The following is a 24,807-nucleotide window of genomic DNA, read 5'->3' as shown; positions in this document are numbered from 1 at the left end:
CGATGACGATGAAACCTCTCGACAAGACGATGTCCGCGCGCGACGTGGTCGCGCAACTCGCCGACGGCATGACGATCGGCATCGGCGGATGGGGGCCGCGGCGCAAGCCGATGGCACTGGTGCGCGAGATCGCGCGCTCGAACCTGAAGGACCTGACGATCGTCGCGTACGGCGGCGCCGACATCGGCCTGCTGTGCGCGGCCGGCAAGGTGCGCAAGGCGGTGTTCGGCTTCGTGTCGCTCGACGTGATTCCGCTCGAGCCGCATTTCCGCCGGGCCCGCGAACAGGGCCGCGTCGACGTGCTGGAACTCGACGAAGGGATGCTGCAGCTCGGCCTGCGCGCGGCCGCCGCGCGCCTGCCGTTCCTGCCGACGCGCGCCGGGCTCGGCACCGCGCTGCTCGATCACGCGCCGCAGCTGCGCACGGTGCAATCGCCGTACGACGACGGCGAAACGCTGCTCGCGATGCCGGCGATCGAACTCGACGTCGCGCTGCTGCATGTGAACGCGGCCGACCGGATGGGCAACACGCGCATCGACGGTCCCGATCCGTTCTTCGATGCGTGGATGGCGCGCGCCGCGCAGCGCTGCTACGTGTCGGCGGAAACGGTCGACGCGTCGCTCGCGAGCGACGACCTCGACGCCGCACGCCGCAACCCGTTCGAGCGCTCGCTCGTCACCGGCGTCGTGCATGCGCCGGGCGGCGCGCACCCGACGTCGTGCGGGCCGGACTACGGCTGGGACCTGCCGCACCTGCGCGCGTACTGCGCGAGCGCGGAAGACGATGCGAAGACGGCGGCTTACCTGCGCGACGTGGTCGGCCAGGACGAACGCCAGTATCTCGAAGGCGTCGGCGGGCTGTCGCACGTGACGACGCTGCCGTTGCCGATTCTGTAAAGGAGCGCCTGTGAGCGAATCTCTCGACCATTCCCTCGCGGAACTGATGATCGTCGCGTCCGCGCGACTCTGGCGCGACGACGGCGAAGTGCTGGCGACCGGCATCGGCACGGGCCCGCGGCTCGCGGCCGGCCTCGCGCGGCTCGCGTACAACAGCGGGCTGATGCTGACCGACGGCGAAGCGTATCTCGTCGAGGCGCCGATCCCTCTCGGGCCGCGTCCCGACGGCTATCGCGTGCAGGCGAGCGGCTGGATGACCTACGAGCGCGTGTTCGACTGCCTGTGGCACGGCCGCCGTCATGCGCTGGTGATGCCGACGCAGATCGACCGTTTCGGCCAGGCGAACATCTCGTGGCTCGGCGACGACTACACGCGTCCGAAGACGCAGCTGCTCGGCGCGCGTGGCTTCCCCGGCAACTCGACGAACCACGCGAATTCGTTCTTCGTGAGCGGCCACGGCAAGCGCACGTTCGTCGCAGGCGAAGTCGACATGGTGTGCACGGTCGGCTACAACCCGGCGCGCCGGCTGCCCGGCATGAAGACCTTCGTCGACCTGCGCAGCATCGTCACCGACCTGTGCGTGATGGATTTCGGCGGGCCAGACCACACGATCCGCGTGCGTTCGCTGCATCCGGGCGTGAGCTTCGACGAAGTGCAGGACGCGACCGGCTTCCCGCTGATCGCGGCGCCCGACCTCGGCACGACGGCCGCGCCGAATGCGGAAGACCTGCGCATCGTGCGTGCGCTCGACCCTCACAACCTGCGCGCGACGATCGTGCGCAACAATCCGGCGCCGCGCCGCGGATGAGGTCCGACATGGAAGCGACCCAGATGACGTTCGGCGACGGTGTCGTCGACTACGCGGTCGAGGACGGCATCGCGACGATCACGATGAACCGTCCCGAGTATCACAACGCGCAGAACTCGAAGATGACGTATGCGCTCGACGCGGCGTTCCGGCGCGCGGCGCACGACGACGCGGTGAAGGCGATCGTGCTCGCGGGCGCCGGCAAGCATTTCTCGGCGGGCCACGACATCGGCACGCCGGGCCGCGACATCCACGAGTCGTTCGACCGCGCGTCGCTGTGGTACGACCACGTCGACAAGGAGGGCGGCGAATTCCTCTATGCGCGCGAACAGGAGGTGTACCTCGGGATGTGCCGGCGCTGGCGCGACCTGCCGAAGCCGACCATCGCGATGGTGCAGGGCGCGTGCATCGCGGGCGGGCTGATGCTCGCATGGGTGTGCGACCTGATCGTCGCGTCGGAGGATGCGTTCTTCGCGGATCCGGTCGTGCGGATGGGGATTCCCGGCGTCGAGTATTTCGCGCATGCGTACGAGCTGAACCCGCGCATCGCGAAGGAGTTCCTGTTCCTCGGCGAGCGGATGCCGGCCGAGCGCGCGTATCAGATGGGCATGGTCAATCGCGTCGTGCCGCGCGAGCGGCTGCGCGATGCAACCTACGCGATCGCCGCGAAGATCGCGACGATGCCGCGCCTCGGCCTCACGCTGACCAAGCAGGCGCTGAACCACGTCGAGGAACTCCAGGGCAAGCGCGCGGCGATGGACGCGGCGTTCGCATGGCACCACTTCGCGCATGCGCACAACGAGCTCGTCAGTGGCGACCGCCTCGGCGGCTACGACGCCCGCAAGATGGCCAGCTCGCAGCGCAAGGCGGAACCGGCGGACGACGAAGCGCAGGCCGATGCGGCACCGGCCGCCGTCAACGGAGCCGCCGCATGAGCACGACGTTGCATACGCCGCTGTGCGACCTGCTCGGCTGCCGCTACCCGATCGTGCAGACCGCGATGGGCTGGGTGGCCGACGCGCGGCTAGTCGCGGCGACCGCCAACGCGGGCGGCTTCGGCTTCCTCGCCGGCGCGACGCTCGAACCCGGGCAGGTCGAGGCCGAGATCCTGAAGGTGAAGTCGCTGACCGACAAGCCGTTCGGCATCAATTTCCACATGTTCCAGAAGAACGCCGCACAGGTGGTCGATCTCGCGATCAAGCACCAGCTGCGTGCGGTCAGTTACGGCCGCGGGCCGGACGCGAAGACGATTCGCCGCTTCAAGGACGCCGGCATCGTCTGCATGCCGACCGTCGGCGCGCCGAAGCACGCGTCGAAGGCGGTCGAGCTCGGCGCGGACATCGTGACGGTGCAGGGCGCGGAAGGCGGCGGCCACACGGGCTCGGTGCCGACCACGCTGCTGCTGCCGAAGGTGCTCGACGCGGTGCGGGTGCCGGTCGTCGCGGCCGGCGGATTCTTCGACGGCCGCGGGCTGGCGGCCGCGCTCGCGTATGGCGCAGCCGGCATCGCGATGGGCACGCGTTTCCTGATGAGCGCCGAATCGCCGGTGCCGCGCGAAACGCTCGACCGCTACGTCGCGGTCGGCGACCCGGCGCGGATCCGCGTGTCGGACGCGCTCGACGGGCTGCCGCAACGGATGATCGACAACCCGTATCTGCTGAAGCTCGAACGCTTCGGCCCGCTGCGCCGCACGTGGTTCGCGCTGAAGACGGCCGAAGCGTGGCGGCGACAGAACGGGCTGAGCACGGGCGACATGCTCGGCCTCGCGATCAAGGCGCTGCGCTCGCACGACTACACGGCGAGCCAGACGCTGATGGCCGCGAACGCGCCGTTCCTGATCCAGCGCGCGATCGTCGAGGGGCGGCCGGACGAAGGCGTGCTGCCGAGCGGCCAGGCGGCCGCGATGATCGGCGCGATCGAATCGTGCGATGCGCTGATCGCGCGGATCGTCGCGGAAGCCGGCGAGCGGCTCGACGCGCTGGCCGCATTGCGCGGCGCGACCGCGGCACAGGCTGCGTAAAAAACATCACAGGGAGGCTTTGGAGATGACTGCATCCAATCAACCGGGCGGCGCGACGCCGTTCCGGATCGAGCGCGCCGACGGCATCGCCGAACTGGTGATCGCCCATCCGCCCGTGAACGCGCTCGATGCGCAGGGCTGGCATGCGCTCGCGCGCGCGCTCGACGCGCTCGGCGAGGACGACGACGTGCGCGTGATCGTCGTGCGCGGCGAAGGCCGCGGCTTCTGCGCGGGCGTCGACATCAAGGAACTCGCCGCGCATCCGGAGCGGATCGTGTCGGTCAACGCCGGCAACTACGAGACGTTCCGCGCGGTGCACCGCAACCCGAAGCCGGTGATCGCGGCCGTGCACGGTTTCGTGCTCGGTGGCGGGATCGGCATCTGCGGCGCGGCGGACATCGTCGTCGCGGCCGACTGCGCGCGCTTCGGCGTGCCGGAGATCGACCGCGGCGCGATGGGCGGCGGCGCGCATCTGCAACGACTGTTCGGTGTGCAGAAGGTGCGCGCGATGTACTTCACCGGCGACATGATCGACGCAGCCGAGGCGTACCGGCTTGGCGCGCTCGAGCAGGTCGTGACGCGCGACGCGTTGCGCGACGCGGCGCTCGCGATCGCCCGCAAGATCGCAGAGAAGAGCCCGGCGATGGTGCGGCTCGCGAAGGAGGCGCTGAACGGCGTCGAGGACGGCGATCTCGAGGGCAAGTACCGCTGGGAGCAGGGCTTCACGCTGCAGGCGTACATGACGAACGACTCGACGGAGGCGCGCGCCGCATTCGTCGAGAAGCGCGACGCGCGGTTCGACGCGCAGGCAGGCGTCGAGGAGGCACGCGCATGAACCTGACCTATACGCCGCAACAGCAGGCGTTCCGCGCGGAAATCCGCGCATGGCTCGCCGCGCACGTGCCGCGCGAGCGGCTGCCGAGCTTCGATACCGAGGAAGGCTTCGCCGCGCACCGCGAATGGGAGCGCACGCTGCACTCGGGCCGCTGGAGCATGGTCACGTGGCCGCGCGAACTCGGCGGGCGCGGCTGCGACCTGATCGAGTGGCTGATTTTCGAGGAAGAGTACTGGCGCGCCGACGCACCGATGCGCGTGAACCAGAACGGCATCTTCCTGCTCGGCCCGACGCTGATGGACTTCGGCACCGACGCGCAGAAGGCGCGCTTCCTGCCCGCGATGGCGGCCGGCGAGCACGTGTGGGCGCAGGGCTGGTCGGAGCCGAACGCGGGTTCGGACATGGCCGCGATCCGCACGACGGCGATCCGCATCGGCGACGAATACGTGCTCAACGGCCAGAAGATCTGGTCGACCCGCGCGGTGTGGGCCGACTGGCTGTTCGGGCTGTTCCGCAGCGATCCCGAATCGTCGCGTCACCACGGGCTCACGTTCCTGATGGTGCCGCTGTCCGCGCCGGGCATCACGGTGCGTCCGATCCGCCAGCTCAACGGGCAGACGGGCTTCGCGGAGATTTTCTTCGACGACGTGCGCGTGCCGGTCGAGAACCGCCTCGCGGCCGAAGGCGCGGGCTGGCAGGTCGCGATGGCGACGGCCGGCTTCGAGCGCGGGCTGATGCTGCGTTCGCCCGCGCGGTTCCAGCGCACCGCGCAGGCGTTGCGCGACCTGTATCTCGCGCACCGCGACAGCGCGGATCGCGACCCGACGCTGCGCGAACGCGTGGTGTCGGCGTGGATGGACGCGCAGGCGTACGCGCTGTCGACCTATGCGACCGCAAGCCGGCTGCTGAAGGGCGGCCATATCGGCGCGGAATCGAGCACCAACAAGGTGTTCTGGTCGGAGCTGGACCTGCGGATGCACCAGACCGCGCTCGACATTCTCGGCGCGCACGGCGAGGTCGTCCCGCAGACGGCCGCGCAGCACGCGACGCTCGGCCACTGGCTCGACGGCTTCCTGTTCGCGCAGGCCGGCCCGATCTACGCGGGCACCAACGAGATCCAGCGCAACATCGTCGCCGAACGGATGCTCGGCATGCCGCGCGCGTGAGCGCGCCGGCGATTCCCTCACTGAACGGACATCGTATGGATTTCGTATTCGATGAAGACCAGGAAGCGCTCGCGGACAGCGTGAAGCGCCTGCTGATGACCGAGATGACCCCGGAGCTGATCCGCGAGCTGTGGGCCACGCCGACCGGCCGCTCCGACGCGCTGTGGTCGCTGTTCGCGTCGCAGGGGCTGACCGCCGTGTCGGTGCCCGAAGCGCATGGCGGCCTCGGCCTGACCGAAGCGGAATGGGCGCTGCTCGCGCAGGCCTACGGCTATTTCGGCAGCCCGGAGCCGCTGCTCGACACGGCGCTGGTGTCGGCCGGCGTGCTCGCGCGGCTGCCCGCCAGCGGCTGGCGCGACGCGCTGCTGCGCGACATCGCCGAAGGGCGCGCGCGTGTCGCGTTCGTGCATCCGGTGAACCCGTATGCGGCCGACGTGCACGTCGCGCAGGCGCTGCTCTGCGAGCACCGCGGCGAGCTGCACCGCGTCGATCCCGCGCAGTGCGCGTGGCGCGCGGTCGACAGCGTCGACCCGTCGCGGCGCCTGTTCACGCTCGACTGGGAACCGTCGGCGGCCACGCGCATCGCGGGCGCCGACGAAGCCGGGCCGCTGCTCGATCGCGCGCTCGACCACGGCGCGTTCGCGGTGGCCGCGCAGTTGCTCGGCCTCACGCAACGCGTGCTCGACGTCGCGATCGACTACAGCGCGCAGCGCAAGCAGTTCGGCAAGGCGATCGGTTCGTACCAGGCGCTCAAGCACCTGCTCGCCGACGTCGCGATCCGCTACGAGTTCGCGCGGCCGGTGGTCGCGCGCGCGGCTCAAGCGATCGCCGACGATCACCCGCAGCGCGCGGTGCTGGTGTCGCACGCGAAGCTTGCGGCGAGCGCCGCCGCGCAGCTGGCCGCGCGCCACACGATGCAGGTGCACGGCGCGATCGGCTACACGTGGGAGCTCGACCTGCAGATCTTCATGAAGCGGATCTGGGCGCTCTCCGGCAGCTGGGGCGACACGGCATTCCACAAGGCCCGCGTGGCCGACGCGATCCTCGGCGACGCATTGCCGATCGGCCCCGCGCAGACCTTCGACTTCGAGGAAACCAATCAATGAAACAAGCCTATATCGTCGACGCGCTGCGCACGCCGACCGGCCGCCGCAAGGGCGGGCTCGCGCACGTGCACGCGGCGGACCTCGGCGGCTTCGTGCTGAAGACGCTCGTCGAACGCAACGCGATTCCGGCCGACGAATACGACGACGTGGTGTTCGGCTGCGTCGACACGATCGGCCCGCTCGCGGGCAACATCGCGCGCACCTGCTGGCTCGCGGCCGGGTTGCCGCTGCAGGTGCCGGGCGTGACGGTCGACCGCCAGTGCGGCTCGTCGCAGCAGGCCGTGCACTTCGCCGCGCAGGCCGTGATGAGCGGTGTGCAGGACGTGGTGGTTGCGGGCGGCGTGCAGACGATGACGCAGATCCCGATCTCGTCCGCGATGACGAGCGCGGTGTCGCTGGGTTTCAACGACCCGTTCTCGGGCAGCACCGGCTGGCGCGCGCGTTTCGGCGACGCGCCGGTATCGCAGTTCGTCGCCGCGCAACGGATCGCCGATCACTGGAACCTGTCGCGCGACGCGATGGAACGCTATGCGCTGGAGAGCCATCGCCGTGCGGTGGCGGCGATCGAGGCCGGCCATTTCAAGCGGGAAATCGTGCCGCTCGAAGGCGTGCAACACGATGAAACGCCGCGCCCCGACACGTCGCTCGACAAGATGGCGACGCTCGAACCGCTGATGCCGGGCGGCTCGCTGACGGCCGCCGTCGCGAGCCAGACCTGCGATGCGGCCGCAGCGCTCTTGATCGTGTCGGAAGATGCCTTGAAGCGCTACGGCCTCACACCGCGCGCGCGCATTCATCACTTGAGCGTGCTCGGCGACGATCCGCTGTGGATGCTCACCGCGCCGATCCCGGCGACCAAGGTTGCGCTGACGAAGAGCGGGCTCGACTGGGCGCAGATCGACGTCGTCGAGATGAACGAGGCGTTCGCGTCGGTCGCGCAGGCCTGGCTTGCCGACACGCGCTTCCCGCACGAAAAGACCAACCCGAACGGCGGCGGCATCGCGCTCGGCCATCCGCTGGGCGCGACCGGCGCGCGGCTGATGACGACGCTGCTGCACGAACTGGAACGCACCGGCGGACGTTACGGGATGCAGACGATGTGTGAAGGCGGTGGTCTCGCGAACGTCACGATCATCGAGCGCCTGTGAGCGCGTCACTTTCACGATCTCTCGATCCAGGAGGCATCAGCATGGGAATCTGTAACGGACGCACCGTCATCATCACCGGCGCCGGCGGCGGGCTCGGGCGCGAATACGCGCTCGCGTTCGCGGCCGAGGGCGCGGCGGTCGTCGTCAACGACATCCGGCACGAGGCAGCGCAGGCCGTGTGCGACGAGATCGCACGACGCGGCGGCCGCGCGCTCGCGAATTCGGACGACATCACCAGGATCGACACCGCGCAGCGGATCGTCGACGCCGCACGTGAAGCATTCGGCGACGTGCACGTGCTGGTCAACAACGCAGGCATCTGCCGCGACAAGATGTTCACCAGCATGACCGAAACCGACTGGGACGACGTGATGCGCGTACACCTGCGCGGCCACTTCTGCCTGTCGAGCGTGCTGGCGCGTGTATGGCGCGACGCCGCGAAGGCTGGCCATCCGGTCGACGCGCGCATCGTCAACACGAGCTCCGGCGCCGGGTTGCAAGGCTCGATCGGCCAGTCGAACTACGGCGCGGCGAAGGCCGGCATCGCGGCGCTCACGCTGATGCAGGCGGTCGAACTGCAGCGCTACGGCGTGCGCGTGAACGCGCTCGCGCCGGCCGCGCGCACGTCGATGACCGAAGGCGTGTTCGCCGACATGATGAAGAAGCCCGAGGACGGCGGCTTCGACTATTTCGATCCGGCCAACGTCGCGCCGCTCGTCGTGTGGCTCGGCAGCGCGCTGTCGGCCGACGTGACGGGCCAGGTGTTCGAGGTCGCGGGCGGGATGATCGCGGTGGCCGAAGGCTGGCGCACCGGCCCGAGCGTCGACCGCGGCGCGCGCTGGGCGCCGGCCGAGGTCGGCCCGGCGGTCGCGCGGCTGCTGGCCGATGCGCGGCCCGCGCAGCGCGTGTACGGGAGCTGACGATGGATCTGGCGCTCACCGACGAACAGGCGATGATCCGCGACGCGGCAGCCGACGTGCTCGCCGAGCGCAGCGCATCGGCCGACGTGCGCCGCGCGATCGAGCAAGCGGCCGGCCGCGACGACGCGCTGTGGGCCGCGCTCGCGGGCGAACTCGGCTGGAACGCGCTGGCGCTGCCGGAGGCGGCGGGCGGGATGGGGCTCGGCGCGGTCGAACAGACGCTGTTGATGGAGCAGCTTGGGCGGCGCGTCGCGTGCGTGCCGTATTTTTCGACCGCGTGCCTGGCGGCCACCGCGCTGGCCGGCTGCGATACGCCGGGCGCGACCGGCTGGCTCGCGAAGCTGGCCGAAGGCGCGTGCAGCGCGACGCTGGCATTGCCGCTCGAGCTTCCGGCCGGCGCGGGTCAACTGCCGGTCGTCGCGGAAGAAGCGGCGGGCGGTTACGCGCTGTCCGGAACGATCGAGCAGGTGATCGACGGTGCGCGCGCCGACCTGCTGATGATCCCGGCACGGATCGCGAACGAAGGGCAGGCGATCGGGGTGTTCGCGATCGACGTCGCGACGGTGTCGGGCCTGTGCGTCACGCCGCTCGACACGCTCGACGCGACGCGGCCGATCGCGCGTGTCGTGCTCGACGAGGCCCGCGTGAGCCGCGACGCGTTGTTCGCGAGCGGCGCCGCTGCCGCGAAGTTGCTCGAACGCACCGCATGGTTCGCAGCGCTCGCGCTGGCCGCCGAACAACTCGGTGGCGCACAGCAATGCCTCGATCTCACGCTCGACTACACCGGCCAGCGCGTGCAGTTCGGCCGCGCGATCGCATCGTTCCAGGCGGTCAAGCACCGCTGCGCGCAGATGATGGTGCTGATCGAATCCGCGCGCTCGGCCGTGCTCGGCGCGGCCCACGCGTGGGACGCGGAAGCCGGCAGCGGCACGCCCGGCGCTGCGCTGCGCGCCGACGTCGCGGCCGCGAAAGCCGCCGCCAACGATGCGTATGCGTTCTGCGCACAGGAGGCGATCCAGCTGCACGGCGGCGTCGGCTTCACGTGGGAATACGACCCGCATCTCTATTTCAAGCGCGCGCAGGCGTCGGGCGCGCAGTTCGGCAGCACGCCGCAACTGCTCGAATGGATCGCCTGCCAGGCGATCGACGGCGGCGCGTCGCGGCACGACGCGGTGCTCGCGTCGTCGCCGTCGGCTTCGATCGCCACGCGTTCGTCCGCCGCGCGCACCGGAGCCCTCCAATGAACAGCGAAACGCGCGAACAGCAATTGCGGCACGAAGTCGCCGACTGGGTGCAGTCGCACCTGACCGGCGAATTCGCGTGCCTGAAGTACCGCGGCGGCCCCGGCGACGAGGAAGCGTTTCCCGAACTGCGCAAGGCGTGGGAACGGGAACTCGCGCAGGGCGGCTGGACCGGCCTCGGCTGGCCGACCGACGCGGGCGGCCGCGGCTTTTCGGTCGCCGAGCAGGTGATCTTCCACGAGGAATACGCGCGCGCCGGCGGCCCCGGGCGGATGGGGCACATCGGCGAAGGGCTGCTCGGCCCGACGCTCGTCGCGTGCGGCACCGACGACCAGCGCGCGCGTTTCCTGCCCGGAATTCTCGCCGGCACGCAGTTCTGGTGCCAGGGTTACTCGGAGCCGGGCGCGGGTTCGGACCTCGCGAACGTGCGCACACGCGCCGAGCAGGACGCCGACGGTACCTGGCGCGTGCACGGCCAGAAGGTGTGGACGTCGCTCGCGCACGACTCCGACTGGATCTTCGTGCTCGCGCGCACCGATCCGGCGTCGAAGGGCAACAAGGGGCTGTCGTTCCTGCTGATGCCGCTCGACCAGCCGGGCATCGAGATTCGCCCGATCAAACAGCTCAACGGCGGCGCCGAATTCAACGAAGTGTTCTTCGACGGTGCGCGCGCGCAAGCATGCGATCTCGTCGGCGCGCCGGGCGACGGCTGGCGGATCGCGATGACGCTGCTCGGCTTCGAGCGCGGCATGTCGACGCTCGGCCAGCAGATGCAGTTCGTCCGCGAACTCGACTGGGTGATCGACGCCGCGCGCGAATCGGGCGCCGATCGCGACCCGGTGCTGCGCCAGCGGATCGGCCGCGCGTGGGCCGGCCTGCGCGTGATGCGCTACAACGCGCTGCGGATGCTGTCGGGCGCGGACGACGCGAACGGCGCCACCGCGCCGCTGCGCCGCGAGGCGCTGATCTACAAGTATTTCTGGTCGAACTGGCACCGCGACCTCGGCCAGCTCGCGATGGATGCGCTTGGGTCCCGCGCGAACGTGATCGATCCGGCCGACGAGAAGCTCACCCATCTGCAGCGCGTGTTCCTGTTCTCCCGTGCGGACACGATCTACGCCGGCACCAACGAAATCCAGTTGAACATCATGGCCGAGCGCGGGCTCGGCATGCCCAGGGAACCGCGAGGAAACGCATGACCGAACCCCAGATCCAGAAAGCGCCGGCGTACGTGCCGGGCCACCAGCTGCTCGCCGGCAAATCGGTGCTGATCACGGCCGCCGCCGGCGCCGGCATTGGCTTCGCGGCGGCGCGCCGCTGCGCGGAGGAAGGCTGTCGCGCGCTGTTCATCTCCGACATCCACGAGAAACGCCTCGAACAGGCCGTGGAGACGCTGCGCGCCGAAACGGGGCTGCAGCAGATCTACGGCCGCCTGTGCAACGTCGCGGTCGAGGACGACGTGCAGGCGCTCGTCGCGGAAGCCCAGGACAAGCTCGACGGCGTCGACGTACTGATCAACAACGCCGGGCTCGGCGGCGCGAAACGCATCGTCGAAATGGACGATGCCGAATGGTCGCGGGTGATCGACATTAGCCTGACCGGGACGTTCCGGATGACGCGCGCGATGCTGCCGCACATGCAGGCCCGCGGCCGCGGCGCGATCGTCAACAACGCATCGGTGCTCGGCTGGCGTGCGCAGGCGGAACAGGCGCACTACGCGGCGGCGAAGGCGGGCGTGATGGCGCTCACGCGCTGCGCGGCGCTCGAGGCGTCGCCTTACGGGGTGCGCATCAACGCGGTCGCGCCGAGCATCGCGATGCACGATTTTCTGAAGAAGTCGGCCCCGGCCGACTTGCTGAATCAACTGGCGTCGCGCGAAGCCTTCGGGCGCGCCGCCGAAGTCTGGGAGGTCGCGAACGTGATGGTGTTCCTTGCAAGCGATTACGCGTCGTACATGACGGGCGAAGTGCTGTCGGTCAGCAGCCAGCACGCATGATGAGCGCGACCCTCGACTCCGTGCGCGCGACGCCCCGCGTGTTCGCGCATCCCGGCGAACTCGCGGCGGCCGTCGGCGACACGCTCGGCGCGAGCGCCTGGCTCGCGATCGACCAGATCCGCATCGACGGCTTCGCCGACGCGACGGGCGACCACCAGTGGGTACACGTCGACCCGGTGCGCGCGAAGGACGGCCCGTTCGGCGCGTGCATCGCGCACGGCTACCTGACGCTGTCGCTCGTCAATTATTTCCTGCCGCAGATCGTGCGCATCGACGGCGCGCGGCTCGGCGTCAACTACGGCTGCGACAAGATCCGCTTCCCGGCGCCGGTGAAGGTCGGCGCGCGCGTGCGCGGCGTCGGCGAGCTGCTGCGCGTCGAGGCGCTCGACGGCGGCGTGCAGGCGTGGGTTCGCGTGACCGTCGAGATCGAAGGCGAGGCCAGGCCCGGCTGCGTCGCCGACACGATCAGCCGCTACTACTTCTAGTTTCGATTCAGAGAGCCAGCTCATGGAAGACGCAGTCATCGTTTCCGTCGCACGCACGCCGATCGGCAAGGCGTTTCGCGGCATGTTCAACGACACCGAGGCGCCCGCGCTGGGCGGCCACGTCGTGCGCGCGGCGCTCGAACGCGCGGGCGTCGCGCCGGCCGACGTCGACGACGTGCTGATCGGCTGCGCCGCGCAGCAGGGCACGCAGGGCTACAACATCGGCCGCCTGTCGGCCGCGGCGGCCGGCTTGCCGGCGTCGGTGCCCGGCATGTCGATCGACCGCATGTGCTCGTCGGGCCTGATGTCGATCGCGAGCGCCGCGCGCAGCATCGGCGCGGGCGACGCGCGGATCGTCGTCGCGGGCGGCGTCGAATCGATCTCGCTCACGCAGAACAAGCACAAGAACGGCTACCGCGCGCGTTCGCAGGCCGTGCTCGACCATCAGCCGGCCGCGTACATGGCGATGATGGAAACGGCCGAGATCGTGTCGCGCCGTTACGGCATCTCGCGTGCCGCGCAGGACGAATTCGCGCTGCAGAGCCACCAGCGCACGGCCGACGCGCAGGCGGCCGGCCGCTTCGACGCGGAAATCGCGCCGCTCGACGTGCGGCGCGCGCTGTTCGACAAGGAAGGCAACCCGACCGGCCACGAAGCCGTCCACGCGGCGCGCGACGAGGGCGTGCGCGCCGACACGACGGCCGAACGGCTCGCGGGGCTCAAGCCGTCGTGGAGCGGCGGCAAGGTCGTCGAGCAGGGCGAGTTCGTGACGGCCGGCAACGCGTCGCAGCTGTCGGACGGCGCGGCGGCGGTCGTCGTGATGTCGCGGGCCGAGGCGGAGCGTCGCGGACTGACGCCGCTCGGCACGTTCCGCGGGCTGGCCGTGGCCGGCTGCGAGCCGGACGAGATGGGCATCGGCCCGGTGTTCGCGATTCCGAAGCTGCTGGAACGTTTCGGGATGACCGTGCGCGACGTCGGGCTGTGGGAGCTGAACGAGGCGTTCGCGTGCCAGGCGCTGTATTGCCGCGACACCCTCGGCATCCCCGACGAGCGGCTGAACGTCGACGGCGGCGCGATCGCGCTCGGCCACCCGTTCGGGATGTCGGGCACGCGGATGACGATGCACGCGCTGCTCGAAGGCGCGCGCCGCGGCGTGCGCCATGCGGTCGTGACGATGTGCATCGGCGGCGGGATGGGTGCCGCCGCGCTGTTCGAGGTCGGCGCGTAACGACGCTCGAGCAAGGCTCACCGGCAGCCGAGCCGGCAGCCCGATTCGGCTGCCATCCATTCGGGACCATTCGAGGCCGCGGCAACGACCGACGGCCCGGAGACTTGCAGCGGCAGGGCGAGCGCGTCGGCGCGGGCCCGGGCCGCTCGCAGAGAAGGAGACAAACCGATGAAACGTACTTTGCCAGGACTCGCTATGTCGGCGCTCGTGCTCGGCGCCGCGCTGTTCGCGTTCTCGCCGCGCCCGCTGCCGGCGTTCCCGGTCACCGCGATCCATGCGGACCGCCTGCAGATCAACGGGCTCGCCCGCGCCGGCACGCGCATCGTCGCGGTCGGCGAGCGCGGCGTGATCCTGTTGAGCGACGATGCGGGCGGCCGCTGGCGGCCGGCGTCGGTCACGCCGGACCAGGGATCGACGCTCACGCAGGTGAGCTTCGTCACGCCGACGCTCGGCATCGCGGTCGGTCACGACGGCCGGATCCTGCGCAGCGACGACGCGGGCGTGCACTGGCGCGAAGTTCATGGCGACAACGCGCATTCCGACCCGCTGCTGTCCGTGTGGGGAACCGCGAACGGCCCGCTGTTCGCGGCCGGCAGTTTCGGCCAGCTGCTGCGCTCGGACGATGCCGGGCTCACGTGGCAGCCGCTCAAGACACCGGCGGGCGACCGCCACCTGAACGCGATTGTCGGCGACGGCCACGGCGACCTGCTGATCGCCGGCGAGAGCGGCACGCTGCTGCGTTCGACCGACAACGGCGCGAGCTGGGACAAGGTGCCGTCGCCGTACCAAGGCTCGCTGTTCGGCGCGCTGATGCTCGCGAACGGCGACTGGGTCGCGTACGGCATGCGCGGCAACGTGTTGCGCAGCACCGATCGCGGCGCGACCTGGACGCACGTCGACAGCCACGTGCCGGTGTCGTATTTCGGCGCGACCCAGCTTGCCGACGGCGAACTCGTGCTGGTCGGGCAGGGCGGCGCGATCGTCGGGTCGCGCGACGGCGGCCTGACCTTCGACGTGCGCAAGCTCGGCGGCGTGCAGAGCCTCGCGGCCGTGCTCGACATGGGCCGCGGCGCGCTGCTGCTCGGGGGCGAGGCCGGCGTCGCGCCGCTCGCTGCGTCGCCGTCCTGATGCGCGGCGGCGGTCGCGTTGCCGCGCCGCCCGCATCGTCCGCATCGCCTGTTCCGTCCGTTCCGACACGAGAAATCCATGAACGACCTGTCACGCTCCACCGAAGCCGTTCCCGCGTCCCGCCTCGCCGCGTTCGTCGAGCGCTGCGCCGATACCATCATCCGGCAGCGCCGTCTGCTGATGTTGCTGTGCGTCGCGCTGACGCTCGCGCTCGGCCTGTCCGCGACGCGCCTGAAGCTCGATCCGGGCTTCAACAAGATGATCCCGATGCAGCACCCGTACATGCAGGTGTTCGAGCGCTACGCGGGCGCGTTTCCCGGCGCGAACACGATCCTCGTCAGCCTGCGCTGGAAGGGCGACGGCGACATCTACAACCAGACGTTCATGGACGCGCTGCGCCACGCGACCGACGACGTGTTCTTCATCCCCGGCGTGAACCGCTCGCGCGTGTTCTCGCTGTTCACGCCGAACGTCCACTACACCGAGGTGACGGAAGCCGGTTTTCGCGGCGACGTGGTCGTGCCCGGCCAGTTCTCGAGCGCGAACCCGGACGACCTCGCGAAGGTGCGCCGCAACGTCGCCCGCTCCGGGCAGATCGGCCGCCTGGTCGGCAACGACCTGAAGTCGGCGCTGATCCGCGCGGAGTTGCGCGAGACCGATCCGGCCACCGGCAAGCGGCTCGATTACAGCGCGGTCGCGCGCCAGCTCGAGGAGGTCCGCGCGCGCTACGCGAAGCAGGGCATCGACGTGAACATCATCGGCTTCGCGAAGCTGGTGGGCGACGTCGAGGCCGGGATCGCCGGCGTGATGGCGTTCTTCGCGCTCGCGTTCCTCGTGACGGCCGCGCTGCTGTTCGCCTATACGCGCTCGCTGAAGACGACCGTGCTCGCGCTCGTCGTCGCGCTGCTGCCGGTCGTCTGGCTGCTCGGCGCGCTGCCGCTGCTCGGGCTCGGCATCGATCCGATGTCGATCCTCGTGCCGTTCCTGATCTTCTCGATCGGCGTGTCGCACGCGGTGCAGATGACCAATGCGTGGAAGCAGGCGCTGGTGCGCGGCGCATCGTCGGCGGAGGCCGCGCGCGACGCGTTCCGCAAGCTGTTCGTGCCGGGCACGGTCGCGCTGCTGACCAACGCGCTCGGCTTCATGGTGATCATGCGGATCAGGATCGACATCGTGCGCGAGCTCGGCATCACCGCGTGCCTCGGCGTGCTGCTGATGATCGTCACCAACAAGGTGTTCCTGCCGATCCTGCTGTCGTACACGCGCCTCGAACGCGGCACGCTCGCGCGGGCGCAGCGCACCGCGGCGGCCGGAGGAAGCCCGATGTGGTCGCGCTTCGCGCTGTTCGCGCGCCCGGCGCCCGCGCTCGGCGTGTTCGCCGTCGCGCTCGCGCTGCTCGCGTACGGCACGCTCGAGTCGCGCAGGCTCGAGATCGGCGACATCGGCACCGGCGCGCCGGAGCTGCGCGCGAACTCGCGCTACAACGTCGACAACGCGGCGATCACGCACCAGTACAACATCGGCGTCGACGTGCTGTCGGTGATCGTCGAGACGACCGGTTTCGACGACGCCTGCCTGCATTACCCGGTGATGAGCGCGATCGAGAAGTTCGAGATGAACATGCGCGGCGTGGCGGGTGTGCAGTCGGTGACGAGCGTCGCGTCGCAGGGCAAGGTGTTCATCGCCGCGTTCAACGAAGGCAATCCGCGCTGGGCCGCGTTGCCGCGTTCCAGCGATGGGCTCACGCAGGGTTCCAACGCGTTCGACCCCGACAACGGGATGAACACCGCGAACTGCAAGGCGATCCAGGTGCTGATCTACACGAAGAACCACGAAGGCACGACCATCGCGCACATCGTCGACGAGATCAAGCGCTACGCGGCCGAGAACCCGACGCCGAACGTCGCGTTCCGGCTCGCGGGCGGCAACGTCGGCGTGATGGCCGCGACCAACGAGGCGGTCGGCGACGCGGAGGTCGCGATGCTGCTGTCGATCTTCGGTGCGATCGCGCTGCTGTGCGCGGTCACGTTCCGCTCGTGGCGCGCGGTGCTGTGCATCATCGTGCCGCTCACGCTGGTGTCGATCCTGTGCAACGCGGTGATGGCGCGGCTCGGCATCGGGCTGAAGGTCGCGACGCTGCCGGTGATCACGCTCGGTGTCGGCGTCGGCGTCGACTACGGGATCTACCTGTACGAACGCCTGCAGCACGACCTGCGCCACGGCGCGACGCTGCCCGACGCATTCGCCGACGCGATGCGCCAGCGCGGCACCGCGGCGCTGTTCACGGCCGTCACGATGTTCATCGGCGTCGGCACGTGGGCGTTCTCCGCGCTGAAGTTCCAGGTCGACATGGGCGTGCTGCTCGCGTTCATGTTCCTCGTGAACCTGTTCGGCGCGGTGTTCCTGCTGCCCGCGCTGGCCGCGTGGCTCGGCGTCGAGCGTGCCGAGCGCCGCGTGGCGCAACTGCCGCAGCCGTCCGCGTCGTCTGCGTCGGCACCAGCGCGCGAACCGACGCGCGCGCTCGAACCCGGCAATCCGGCGCGCTGAACGACGCAACCCCCGAACCCCCATTACCCCGGTGCGCGGCGGGCCGCCGCGCGTCCCCCAAAGAGGAGTCAACCCACATGTCCGCACGCCCTTACAAGATCGAAGCCCAGCCGCTCGCGCAGCGCTATGCGCGCGGCTGGCACTGCCTCGGCCTCGCCCGCGACTACAAGGACGGCAAGCCGCACACGCTGAACATCTTCGGTCGCAAACTCGCCGCGTTCGCCGATTCGACCGGCAGGATCAACATCGTCGACGCGTACTGCCCGCACATGGGCGCCGACCTGAGCCTCGGCACGGTCGAAGGCGACAACCTCGTCTGCCCGTTCCACGGCTGGGCGTGGAACGGCGCAGGGCAGTGCGCGTCGATTCCGTATTGCAAGCGGATTCCGCCGAAGGCGCGCATCGGCGCGTGGCCGACCTGCGAGGAAAACAACCTGCTGTTCGTGTGGAACGACCCGGAAGGCAATGCACCGCCGCCGGAAGTCGCGATTCCGAGGCTCGACGTGTGCTTCTCCGACGAATGGTCGGACTGGGTCGTCGACAAGATGGTGATCAACGCGAACTGCCGCGAACTGGTCGACAACATCTCGGACGTCGCGCACTTCGCGACCGTGCACCATGCGCCGATCGACTATTTCGCGAACCTGTTCGAGGATCACAAGGCGACGCAGCTGATGGTCGGCCGCAGCGAGAAGCTCGGCGGCGACAGCCTGACCGCGCTGTCGACGTATTTCGGGCCGGCCGTGCACATCACGCAGATGACGGGGCAGAGCGGCGGACAGCCGATCCATTCGGTGCTGCTGAACTGCCACGTGCCGATCGACATGAACAGCTTCGAGCTGCGCTACGGCGTGATCGTGAAGAAGGTGGCCGGCCTGAGCGACGCGCAGAACCTGGAGATCGCGAACGCTTACGTGAAGGAAGCGCAGCGCGCGTTCTACGAGGACGTCGACATCTGGCACAGCAAGACGCGCATCGACAACCCGCTGCTGTGCGAAGGCGACGGGCCGCTGTACCAGATGCGCGACTGGTATTCGCAGTTCTATCTGGACGCGGCCGACGTGCGGCCGTCGAGCGTCGCGCGCAAGTCGTTCGAGATGAAGATCCGCGACGGCGAGACGCCGCCGGCGCTGCATCACGTGTTCGAACCGCAGTAACGCAATAGCGCAGTCACGGCGCGGCGTGGCGAGTGGCGGGAAAAATGGGGGGCGTATCGCTACGCCTCCCGATTGCCGCAAACGCCCGCCGGACAAGGCGGCGCGTGCTGCCGCGCGCACGCGTCGCATCGAAAGGACTTGACGGATCGGCTTGCACCGCGTAGTGTCCGAGACCGAAGTCTTCAAGAAGCTCGATTGCTCATCATTGGCCGCACGGCGTGCGGCAGTCGTTGGTCTCTCCCTCTTTGATTCTTTCTGTGCCCGTCACGGGCGCATGTTCATTTCATTCGTATTAAGGAAGTATTTGTGGATACCGGTACCGTCAAGTGGTTCAACGAAACCAAGGGCTTTGGTTTCATCTCCCCGGACAACGGCGGCGACGATCTGTTCGCCCATTTCTCTGAAATCCGCGGCACGGGTTTCAAGACCCTGGCCGAAGGCCAGAAGGTCAGCTACGAAGTGAAGCGCGGCCCGAAGGGTCTGCAAGCGTCGAACATCACGCCGCAGTAAGCCGTATCGGCACCGGTCGCCAAGCGGCGGCCGCTGCCGGACGGATCTCGCGCGGAGGCCGGCCCGAGCCGGCGTCCAGCGCGTTCCGACGCACACGACCGATGCATCGCGGCATTCACGATGCATCGGTCGTGTGCTTCCCTCATCCATCGCACGTCCGTACGACGTGCGATCCAACGCCCTCGCGACGCGTTCGCCGTGTCGCCAGCGGCCCATGCTGCAACCCGAGTAGACCGTCGCCATGCCGCACGCGGCGCGGTCCCGACTTTGCGCGGTGCTGATCGCATCGCCGCCACTGACCGCCCGACCGCCGCAACGCGCCGGGCTCCGATTGCAAGGCGGGCCCGTCGCCCGTCTGAAAGCGTTGATCCCCGGCATCCTGCCGGCCGCCGTCCCGTTGCCGGGCACGGCGCCGGTGAGTTCGCCGCGGCCGCGGTCATTCACCTTGTCTGGAGGAATTGGTTTGGCAAAAGAAGAACTGCTGGAACTGGACGGAATCGTCGACGAAGTGCTGCCGGACAGCAAATACCGTGTCACGCTGGAAAACGGCGTCGTGGTCGGCGCGTATGCGTCGGGCCGCATGCGCAAGAACCACATCCGCATTCTCGCGGGTGACCGTGTGACGCTGGAACTGTCGGTGTACGACCTGACGAAGGGGCGCATCAACTTCCGCCACAAGGACGCGAATTCGCCGCGTCCGCCGCGCACCGGGCAACCGCGTCGCTAAGCAGTAGCGATCGGGCGGCGCAACGCTGTACCGATCGAAACCCGTCCGGCCCGGTCATGCGGCCGGGCACACCGGATGGACGGCGCAGGTCGCGCCGTTCGCCGGTCTGGTTCGCGGATTCGACGTCGGCGAGCCATCTCCGACGAGCGCCGGCCCAAAGCGCGCGCTCCGCTCCCATCCAGTTGTACGCATCCACGTATCGCACCGCGCGTTTCAATATCGAAACATGCCGACGTGTCGGCACAGCGGCGTGCTCGGCCCGCTCGTGATGGTGACGCCACCACGTGGTCGCCGGGCGCGCGTGTTGGCGGCAATCAACATGGGCCGATGCATGAGAGACGCAGGCCTGTATCAACGCTGCAACACATCCATTCGCCCAACGGGCCCATTTCCGTATTTTTCGGTTTCAACACGCCTTGCGCACCCGACCCGCATTGGTGGCACGCCACTTGCAGCGGGGATGTGGCTGCGGGCGCGTGATTTCATGGAAACCGCCGTGGGCGACCGTAACGTGGCGCACGGCGTCTTCGGGGGAAGGCTCGTCGCGTGATCTACGGTTCGGTCGTGCGTTTCTCCGTCGCGACAAGACGTATTCGAGTTCGCCTTTCCTCGCCGGCCGGCGACGGGCGTGATCGAACTTCACGACGGGAAACGTTACAAGAACAACCGGTCGGCGTCTGGGGCCCAGAGTCATGACATTCACGTTCACGCTGGTCGATCTCGCCGGCTCGATTGCGCTGGTGCTGCTCGGGACGCAGATGCTTCAGACCGGCATGCAGCGCGCGTTCGGCGCTGGCCTGCGGTCGCTGCTGGAACGGGCGCTTTTCGGGCGACTCCCTGCCTTCTTCGGCGGCATGGGCGTAACAGCGGTGCTGCAGAGCAGTACGACGACCGCGGTCATGACGAGCGAGCTCGCCGCGCAGGGGCGCGTTGGCCTTGTCCCGGCACTGGCCGTCGTGCTCGGCGCGAACGTGGGTACGACGTTGCTCGTGCAGGTGCTTTCGTTCGAAGTCGGCGCCGTGTCGCCCGCCCTGATCCTCGTTGGCGTACTGATGTTCCGCAAGGTATCGAACACTTGCGCTCATGAACTGGGGCGCACGCTCATCGGCCTGGGCCTGTTGCTGCTCGCACTGCATCATCTGCAGGAGTTGATGACGGACTACGAGGATGCGCCGAATCTTCGGATGCTGCTGAGCGACGCTTCCACGATACCGCTGATCGACGTCCTGCTGGCGGCCGGCCTGGCCTGGGCCGCCGATTCGAACGTCGCGATCGTGCTCCTGATCATGTCGCTGTGCGCGCAAAACGTCATTCCCCCCGATACGGCTTTCGCACTGGTGCTGGGTGCCAACCTGGGCGCGGCCATTCGCCCGGTGCTGGAGGAGACCGCGACACACGATCCTGCCTCCCGATGCGTGCCGGTCGGCATGCTGCTCATTCTGTCGGCCGGCGTGGTGATTGCGCTTGTCGCACTGACGCCGATCGGTTGCGTCATGGTCAGGATCGAACCGGACAATGGGCGGGTGGTGGCCGATTTCCATACGCTGTTCAACCTGTCGCTGGCCGGCCTGTTCCTGCCGCTGCTGGTCCCGTACGCCGACCTGCTGACCCGACTGCTTCCTTCGCTCGTGAAGGTCTCGGCCGCGTCCCGATCGCAGTACGCCGATCCGCTCGCGGAACAGGCGCCCGGGATCACGCTCGCCATGGAGGCCCGTGATGTGCTTCCCGTCGTCGACACGCGATACGGGATACGTTCACGAGCCCGTGCCGCATCGATCGCCCGTGCCGGAGCGTCGGTCACGGAAGTTCATACCCACGACGACGTTCTCGACAATGTCAGGATTGCGCCCCGGACACCGCTGACGCGCCCCGATGCCGGACAACTTGCCGGCTACGAGGGACGGCACCGGCATGCAGGAGAGGACCGGCTACAGGAGGACGCGCGGCATTGCATCGAAATCGGGAAATGCGCCGGCCATACGATCGAGCACCTTGGCGCCGACGGCAACGTGCAGACGTACTACCCGGCGAAGTCGCTGTGGCTCACCCTGCAGGACATCCAGGTCGTCAGGCGACTGGAGCCCGCCGGAGGGACAACGCATTCGACGCTTTCGACCTATGTCCAGGGGACGGCGAGTCTGGACGACTGCTGTCTGTCGATCATGGGTGACGTGCGGAACAGCACGCGCACGATACACATCACCTTCGCGGCTCGCGAGATCGGCCAGCCTGAACGGCACGGCCTTCGCGAATTGCAGGACGAACTGGGCATCACCCATTCGGACGATCCGCTTGGCACGGCACGGCTCGGCTACAACGAGTCCGATGACGAGATGCAGGAACCGGCTCAGTGGTGGGCATGGTGCGACGTGCCGGCGAGCAGCATGCAGGCACTTGCCGACGGTGTCGAGGCGGGACAGGTCACAGCCGTCAAGGCCGGGCTGTGCCTGCGGGACGTCTATACGTCGATCCCGCCCGGTGCCGTGCTGGCGGGGGGATTGCGCGTGTTCCTGAGGCCCGGCGAGGATGACAACGCATTGAAGGCGGCGCCGATCGCCAGCGGATACGTCGTGTATCTCGCCATCGATCTCCCGAAGGTCAGCCTGCCGGGAGATGGCCGGACAGCGCGGATGCCGCTGCGCACGGACGACGGGAATCCCGTCGTGGCGCTGACGGAGAGGCTCGACAAGGTGTTCACCGGCTTGAAGTGGCTCGCTGCGCTGGTCGCGATCCTGGTTGTCGTGCTTCTGAGCAAGGGGCGGTGACAACCAGGAAGCCGGGGGCTGCCGATCGCGTTGCGGCCGATTCGGCTACCGGCTCCGAATCACTGCATCAAGCGTGCGCAATGCTCGAGCGGCCGCGTCTCGCAGGAAATCTTCGACGAACGGCTCGCATCATGCCGATTGCCGCGCGTGTTGTACGCTGACCGCCGTTCAGGCCGCCACCGCCCGTGCCCGCGCCATCGTCAGCGCCGCATCCTCGATCATGTCCTCCTGCCCGCCGACGAGCCGCTGCCGGCCGAGTTCGACGAGGATGTCGCGCGCCGGAATCCCGTACTTCGCTTCCGCGCGCTTCGCGAACAGCAGGAACGACGAGTAGACGCCCGCGTAACCGAGCGTCAGCGCATCGCGGTCGAGGCGGATCGGCGCGTCCATGATCGGCACGACGAGATCCTCGGCGACGTCGGAAATCGCGAACACGTCGACGCCGGTCTCGATCCCCATCCGGTCGCACACCGCGACGAACACTTCCATCGGCGTATTGCCGGCGCCGGCACCGAGGCCGGCGGCAGCCGCGTCGATCCGGTTCGCGCCGGCGGCGACCGCCGCGACCGAGTTCGCGACGCCCATCGCGAGGTTGTGGTGGCCATGGAAGCCGAGTTCCGTCTCCGGCTTCAGCGCGGCGCGCACCTGGCCGATCCGCGCGGTCACGTCGTCGGGCAGCATGTGGCCGGCCGAATCGGTGATGTAGATGCAGTTCGCGCCGTACGACTCCATCAGCTTCGCCTGCACGACGAGCTGCTCGGGCGACGACATGTGCGCCATCATCAGGAATCCGACGGTATCGAGGCCGAGCGTGCGCGCGAGGCCGATATGCTGTTCCGACACGTCGGCTTCGGTGCAGTGCGTCGCGACGCGGATCGTGCCGACGCCGAGCTCGTGCGCCATGCGCAGGTGCTCGACGGTGCCGATGCCGGGCAGCAGCAGCGCCGACACCTTCGCCTGCTTCAACTCCGGAATCACGGCGCTCAGGTACGCCTCGTCGGTATGCGCGGGAAAACCGTAGTTGACCGAGGCGCCGCCGAGCCCGTCGCCGTGCGTGACCTCGATCAGCGGCACGCCGGCCGCATCGAGCCCGCGCGCGATGTTGCGCATCTGGTCGAGCGTGATCTGGTGACGCTTCGGGTGCATCCCGTCGCGCAACGACATGTCGTGGACGGTGATCTTCTTGCCTGCAAGTGACATCGTGTGACTCCTCGACTCAAGCGGTGGCGGCCGTCGCGGCCAGCATCTGTTCGGCGAAACGCTCGGCCGTGGCGGCCGCGGCGGCGGTCATGATGTCGAGATTGCCCGCGTATTTCGGCAGGTAATCGCCGAGCCCCTCGACTTCCATGAACACCGACACGCGGTTGCCGTCGAACACCGGGCCGTTCTTCAGCGTGTAGCCGGGCACGTAGCGCTGCACGTCCTTGACCATCGCATGCACCGACGCGGTGATCGCGTCGACGTCGGGCGGGCCGTCGGTCAGGCAGTGGATCGTGTCGCGCATGATCAGCGGCGGCTCGGCCGGGTTGATCACGATGATCGCCTTGCCCTTGCGGGCGCCGCCGACCTGTTCGATCGCGCCGGACGTCGTGCGCGTGAATTCGTCGATGTTCTTGCGCGTGCCGGGGCCGACCGAGCGCGACGACACCGTCGCGACGATCTCGCCGTACGCGACCGGCTGCACGCGCGACACCGCGTACACCATCGGGATCGTCGCCTGGCCGCCGCAGGTCACCATGTTCACGTTCATCTGCGCGCTGCCGAGATGCGCGTCGAGGTTGACCGGCGGCACGCAGTACGGCCCGATCGCGGCTGGCGTCAGGTCGATCATCTTCACGCCGAGCGCGGTGAGCTTGTCGGAGTTGTCGCGGTGCACGTAGGCCGACGTCGCGTCGAACGCGATGCGGATCTCGTCGTCGGCGACGTGCGGCAGCAGCCCGTCGACACCTTTGTCGGTGGTCTTCAGCCCGAATTCGCGGGCCCGCGCGAGGCCGTCGGACGCAGGGTCGACGCCGACCATCCACACCGGTTCGAGCACCGGCGAGCGGCGCAGCTTGTAAAGCAGGTCGGTGCCGATGTTGCCGGGCCCGATCAGTGCGCATTTGATTTTCTTCATCAGGATCC

Annotated in this window: 22 protein-coding genes; 20 read left to right on the top strand and 2 right to left on the bottom strand. The window is 68.9% G+C overall.

All coding sequences use genetic code 11. The features are described 5' to 3' along the window. Positions 1 to 2 precede the first annotated feature (2 nt). The 20 genes from DIE16_RS08490 to DIE16_RS08395 all read left to right on the top strand — a co-directional run bounded on the left by DIE16_RS08490 (position 3) and on the right by DIE16_RS08395 (position 22,683). Complete coding sequence (locus DIE16_RS08490) at positions 3 to 896, top strand: CoA transferase subunit A (protein WP_124521988.1); 894 nt, start codon at positions 3 to 5, stop codon at positions 894 to 896. Between the two features lie 10 nt (positions 897 to 906). Beyond that, on the top strand, positions 907 to 1,704 hold the full coding sequence (locus tag DIE16_RS08485) for a CoA-transferase subunit beta (protein WP_124522811.1): 798 nt from the start codon (positions 907 to 909) through the stop codon (positions 1,702 to 1,704). 8 nt (positions 1,705 to 1,712) lie between these two features. Beyond that, positions 1,713 to 2,639, top strand: coding sequence for an enoyl-CoA hydratase (locus DIE16_RS08480; RefSeq protein WP_124522809.1), 927 nt, complete (start codon positions 1,713 to 1,715; stop codon positions 2,637 to 2,639). Next, positions 2,636 to 3,724, top strand: a complete 1,089-nt coding sequence (locus DIE16_RS08475) for a nitronate monooxygenase family protein (protein WP_044845672.1) — start codon at positions 2,636 to 2,638, stop codon at positions 3,722 to 3,724. The genes DIE16_RS08480 and DIE16_RS08475 overlap by 4 nt, the downstream gene beginning before the upstream one ends. A 25-nt stretch (positions 3,725 to 3,749) precedes the next feature. Further along, complete coding sequence (locus DIE16_RS08470) at positions 3,750 to 4,559, top strand: enoyl-CoA hydratase family protein (protein ID WP_124484683.1); 810 nt, start codon at positions 3,750 to 3,752, stop codon at positions 4,557 to 4,559. Next, on the top strand, positions 4,556 to 5,725 hold the full coding sequence (locus DIE16_RS08465; RefSeq protein WP_124484684.1) for an acyl-CoA dehydrogenase family protein: 1,170 nt from the start codon (positions 4,556 to 4,558) through the stop codon (positions 5,723 to 5,725). The genes DIE16_RS08470 and DIE16_RS08465 overlap by 4 nt, the downstream gene beginning before the upstream one ends. 35 nt (positions 5,726 to 5,760) lie before the next feature. Continuing rightward, positions 5,761 to 6,831, top strand: coding sequence for an acyl-CoA dehydrogenase family protein (locus DIE16_RS08460; RefSeq protein WP_124521978.1), 1,071 nt, complete (start codon positions 5,761 to 5,763; stop codon positions 6,829 to 6,831). Next, positions 6,828 to 7,979, top strand: a complete 1,152-nt coding sequence (locus DIE16_RS08455) for an acetyl-CoA C-acetyltransferase (RefSeq protein ID WP_124522807.1) — start codon at positions 6,828 to 6,830, stop codon at positions 7,977 to 7,979. Before DIE16_RS08460 ends, DIE16_RS08455 begins: the two co-directional genes overlap by 4 nt. A 41-nt stretch (positions 7,980 to 8,020) precedes the next feature. Next, positions 8,021 to 8,899, top strand: a complete 879-nt coding sequence (locus tag DIE16_RS08450; protein WP_044845667.1) for an SDR family oxidoreductase — start codon at positions 8,021 to 8,023, stop codon at positions 8,897 to 8,899. Positions 8,900 to 8,901: 2 nt separating this feature from the next. After that, a complete protein-coding gene (locus tag DIE16_RS08445; RefSeq protein ID WP_124521974.1) occupies positions 8,902 to 10,143 on the top strand; it encodes an acyl-CoA dehydrogenase family protein in 1,242 nt (413 codons plus the stop codon). Next, positions 10,140 to 11,339: an acyl-CoA dehydrogenase family protein gene (locus DIE16_RS08440; RefSeq protein WP_124521972.1), complete on the top strand. Its 1,200-nt coding sequence runs from the start codon at positions 10,140 to 10,142 to the stop codon at positions 11,337 to 11,339. The genes DIE16_RS08445 and DIE16_RS08440 overlap by 4 nt, the downstream gene beginning before the upstream one ends. After that, complete coding sequence (locus DIE16_RS08435; protein ID WP_044845664.1) at positions 11,336 to 12,136, top strand: SDR family oxidoreductase; 801 nt, start codon at positions 11,336 to 11,338, stop codon at positions 12,134 to 12,136. Before DIE16_RS08440 ends, DIE16_RS08435 begins: the two co-directional genes overlap by 4 nt. Further along, on the top strand, positions 12,136 to 12,621 hold the full coding sequence (locus DIE16_RS08430; protein WP_124522103.1) for a MaoC family dehydratase: 486 nt from the start codon (positions 12,136 to 12,138) through the stop codon (positions 12,619 to 12,621). The genes DIE16_RS08435 and DIE16_RS08430 overlap by 1 nt, the downstream gene beginning before the upstream one ends. A gap of 22 nt (positions 12,622 to 12,643) precedes the next feature. Continuing rightward, positions 12,644 to 13,849: an acetyl-CoA C-acyltransferase gene (locus tag DIE16_RS08425; protein ID WP_124522805.1), complete on the top strand. Its 1,206-nt coding sequence runs from the start codon at positions 12,644 to 12,646 to the stop codon at positions 13,847 to 13,849. Positions 13,850 to 14,017: 168 nt separating this feature from the next. Beyond that, on the top strand, positions 14,018 to 14,977 hold the full coding sequence (locus DIE16_RS08420; RefSeq protein ID WP_044845662.1) for a sialidase: 960 nt from the start codon (positions 14,018 to 14,020) through the stop codon (positions 14,975 to 14,977). A gap of 78 nt (positions 14,978 to 15,055) precedes the next feature. Next, on the top strand, positions 15,056 to 17,524 hold the full coding sequence (locus tag DIE16_RS08415; RefSeq protein WP_124522803.1) for an RND family transporter: 2,469 nt from the start codon (positions 15,056 to 15,058) through the stop codon (positions 17,522 to 17,524). Between the two features lie 77 nt (positions 17,525 to 17,601). Continuing rightward, positions 17,602 to 18,681 (top strand): Rieske 2Fe-2S domain-containing protein, encoded by a 1,080-nt coding sequence (locus tag DIE16_RS08410; RefSeq protein WP_124484691.1) that lies wholly within the window; start codon positions 17,602 to 17,604, stop codon positions 18,679 to 18,681. Between the two features lie 306 nt (positions 18,682 to 18,987). Then, the gene (locus tag DIE16_RS08405; protein WP_006751843.1) at positions 18,988 to 19,191 is read left to right on the top strand and encodes a cold-shock protein; all 204 of its coding nucleotides are present in this window, start codon (positions 18,988 to 18,990) and stop codon (positions 19,189 to 19,191) included. Positions 19,192 to 19,654: 463 nt separating this feature from the next. Continuing rightward, entirely contained in the window at positions 19,655 to 19,918 is a 264-nt protein-coding gene (gene infA / locus DIE16_RS08400) for a translation initiation factor IF-1 (protein ID WP_011355053.1), read from the top strand. A 692-nt stretch (positions 19,919 to 20,610) separates the two neighbouring features. Further along, positions 20,611 to 22,683, top strand: a complete 2,073-nt coding sequence (locus tag DIE16_RS08395; protein ID WP_124521962.1) for a Na/Pi cotransporter family protein — start codon at positions 20,611 to 20,613, stop codon at positions 22,681 to 22,683. A gap of 168 nt (positions 22,684 to 22,851) precedes the next feature. On the opposite strand, the gene dmpG is transcribed toward DIE16_RS08395, so the two are convergent. Both dmpG and DIE16_RS08385 read right to left on the bottom strand, forming a co-directional pair. Continuing rightward, complete coding sequence (gene dmpG / locus DIE16_RS08390; protein WP_059539660.1) at positions 22,852 to 23,883, bottom strand: 4-hydroxy-2-oxovalerate aldolase; 1,032 nt, start codon at positions 23,881 to 23,883, stop codon at positions 22,852 to 22,854. 16 nt (positions 23,884 to 23,899) lie between these two features. After that, positions 23,900 to 24,799 carry an acetaldehyde dehydrogenase (acetylating) gene (locus DIE16_RS08385; RefSeq protein ID WP_124522802.1) on the bottom strand — a complete coding sequence of 300 codons (900 nt, stop codon included), beginning with the start codon at positions 24,797 to 24,799 and terminating at the stop codon, positions 23,900 to 23,902. Between the last annotated feature and the right edge of the window lie 8 nt (positions 24,800 to 24,807).

The sequence above is a fragment of the Burkholderia sp. Bp9090 genome (assembly GCF_003857985.1).
Lineage (GTDB): Bacteria > Pseudomonadota > Gammaproteobacteria > Burkholderiales > Burkholderiaceae > Burkholderia.
Note: the sequence above shows the minus strand (reverse complement) of the source record. Positions and strands in the feature narration are given on the sequence as shown.

Bases quoted from the DNA above. Each gene is read 5' to 3' on its own strand.
- DIE16_RS08385 (WP_124522802.1), bottom strand. From the start codon at position 24,799: ATGAAGAAAATCAAATGCGCACTGATCGGGCCCGGCAACATCGGCACC.
- DIE16_RS08455 (WP_124522807.1), top strand. From the start codon at position 6,828: ATGAAACAAGCCTATATCGTCGACGCGCTGCGCACGCCGACCGGCCGC.
- dmpG (WP_059539660.1), bottom strand. From the start codon at position 23,883: ATGTCACTTGCAGGCAAGAAGATCACCGTCCACGACATGTCGTTGCGC.
- DIE16_RS08435 (WP_044845664.1), top strand. From the start codon at position 11,336: ATGACCGAACCCCAGATCCAGAAAGCGCCGGCGTACGTGCCGGGCCAC.
- DIE16_RS08420 (WP_044845662.1), top strand. From the start codon at position 14,018: ATGAAACGTACTTTGCCAGGACTCGCTATGTCGGCGCTCGTGCTCGGC.
- DIE16_RS08425 (WP_124522805.1), top strand. From the start codon at position 12,644: ATGGAAGACGCAGTCATCGTTTCCGTCGCACGCACGCCGATCGGCAAG.
- DIE16_RS08445 (WP_124521974.1), top strand. From the start codon at position 8,902: ATGGATCTGGCGCTCACCGACGAACAGGCGATGATCCGCGACGCGGCA.
- DIE16_RS08480 (WP_124522809.1), top strand. From the start codon at position 1,713: ATGGAAGCGACCCAGATGACGTTCGGCGACGGTGTCGTCGACTACGCG.
- DIE16_RS08475 (WP_044845672.1), top strand. From the start codon at position 2,636: ATGAGCACGACGTTGCATACGCCGCTGTGCGACCTGCTCGGCTGCCGC.
- DIE16_RS08440 (WP_124521972.1), top strand. From the start codon at position 10,140: ATGAACAGCGAAACGCGCGAACAGCAATTGCGGCACGAAGTCGCCGAC.
- DIE16_RS08415 (WP_124522803.1), top strand. From the start codon at position 15,056: ATGAACGACCTGTCACGCTCCACCGAAGCCGTTCCCGCGTCCCGCCTC.
- DIE16_RS08430 (WP_124522103.1), top strand. From the start codon at position 12,136: ATGAGCGCGACCCTCGACTCCGTGCGCGCGACGCCCCGCGTGTTCGCG.
- DIE16_RS08410 (WP_124484691.1), top strand. From the start codon at position 17,602: ATGTCCGCACGCCCTTACAAGATCGAAGCCCAGCCGCTCGCGCAGCGC.
- DIE16_RS08450 (WP_044845667.1), top strand. From the start codon at position 8,021: ATGGGAATCTGTAACGGACGCACCGTCATCATCACCGGCGCCGGCGGC.
- DIE16_RS08490 (WP_124521988.1), top strand. From the start codon at position 3: ATGACGATGAAACCTCTCGACAAGACGATGTCCGCGCGCGACGTGGTC.
- DIE16_RS08460 (WP_124521978.1), top strand. From the start codon at position 5,761: ATGGATTTCGTATTCGATGAAGACCAGGAAGCGCTCGCGGACAGCGTG.
- DIE16_RS08395 (WP_124521962.1), top strand. From the start codon at position 20,611: ATGACATTCACGTTCACGCTGGTCGATCTCGCCGGCTCGATTGCGCTG.
- DIE16_RS08465 (WP_124484684.1), top strand. From the start codon at position 4,556: ATGAACCTGACCTATACGCCGCAACAGCAGGCGTTCCGCGCGGAAATC.
- DIE16_RS08470 (WP_124484683.1), top strand. From the start codon at position 3,750: ATGACTGCATCCAATCAACCGGGCGGCGCGACGCCGTTCCGGATCGAG.